Below are 1,114 nucleotides of genomic sequence, written 5' to 3'. Positions count from 1 at the left end.
TGCTCAGCCCGGCAACCCCTCATGCCTGGTGACCATAGCGAGTCGGAACCACCCCTTCCCATCCCGAACAGGACCGTGAAACGACTTTGCGCCGATGATAGTGCGGACTACCCGTGTGAAAGTAGGTCATCGCCAGGCTCTTATACCCARAACCCCCAGCCCTCAAAAGCTGGGGGTTTTGCTTTGCGGCGGCAAATTCCACGTCGGCGTTTAGGCTTGATTATCGGCAGCGTGTCGGACTCTCGACGAGCTGTAGTTCCAGCTCCCCGAAACCCGCGCCACAAGCGGACTTCCAGTCCGATTGCGACGTCCCTATAGGGTGAGAGCGTCGATTTCATATCGAACGATTCTGGTCCGCTAGAGCAGCGCAAAGCGCTCCGCTGGCAGGCTCGCCGGGTCTTCCGCAAAGCCACCTTCCGCAACGGAAAGTGCTTGACAGCCCAGGTTAGCTCCACCATAATCACAAGTTCTCTGCGGAGAGGTGCCCGAGTGGCTAAAGGGGGCAGACTGTAAATCTGTTGGCTTACGCCTACGCTGGTTCGAATCCAGCCCTCTCCACCAGAATGCATGACAGCAACCCGGCGCAAGCCGGTGAGGCAGGAAGTAACCGGGCGGGTGTAGCTCAATGGTAGAGCAGAAGCCTTCCAAGCTTACGACGAGGGTTCGATTCCCTTCACCCGCTCCAATGTCGCGGTTGCCGTCAAAGAAGTAAGTCAAGTTTCGCCCATGTGGCTCAGTGGTAGAGCACTCCCTTGGTAAGGGAGAGGTCGGCAGTTCGATCCTGCCCATGGGCACCATCAATACCCGCACTGGCAATTGCTACCGAGACAGGAGTCGCGAAATGGCAAAGGAAAAGTTCGAGCGGACCAAGCCGCACGTGAACGTAGGTACGATTGGTCACGTTGACCACGGCAAGACGACGCTGACGGCAGCGATTGCCACGGTGCTGGCCTCGAAGTTTGGTGGCGCCGCCAAGAAGTACGACGAAATCGACGCAGCGCCGGAAGAAAAGGCACGCGGTATTACCATCAACACCGCGCACGTCGAGTACGAAACGGCCAACCGCCACTACGCGCACGTTGACTGCCCGGGCCACGCTGACTATGTGAAGAAC

1 protein-coding gene, 3 tRNA genes and 1 rRNA gene are annotated in these 1,114 nt (G+C 58.2%); all 5 read left to right on the top strand.

The genetic code is table 11. The features are described 5' to 3' along the window. Positions 1-24 precede the first annotated feature (24 nt). Positions 25-138, top strand: a 5S ribosomal RNA gene (gene rrf / locus AC1DOX_RS31005). A 337-nt stretch (positions 139-475) separates the two neighbouring features. Then, positions 476-561: transfer RNA gene (locus AC1DOX_RS31000), tRNA-Tyr, on the top strand. A gap of 50 nt (positions 562-611) precedes the next feature. After that, a tRNA-Gly gene (locus tag AC1DOX_RS30995) sits at positions 612-685 on the top strand. Positions 686-722: 37 nt separating this feature from the next. Beyond that, positions 723-797: transfer RNA gene (locus AC1DOX_RS30990), tRNA-Thr, on the top strand. Between the two features lie 44 nt (positions 798-841). Continuing rightward, a partial coding sequence (locus AC1DOX_RS30985; RefSeq protein WP_477114100.1) for a GTP-binding protein occupies positions 842-1,114 on the top strand: 273 nt, incomplete at its 3' end.

This window comes from Cupriavidus sp. 01L415, from assembly GCF_056400065.1.
This window is presented reverse-complemented; position numbering and strand designations above follow the sequence as displayed.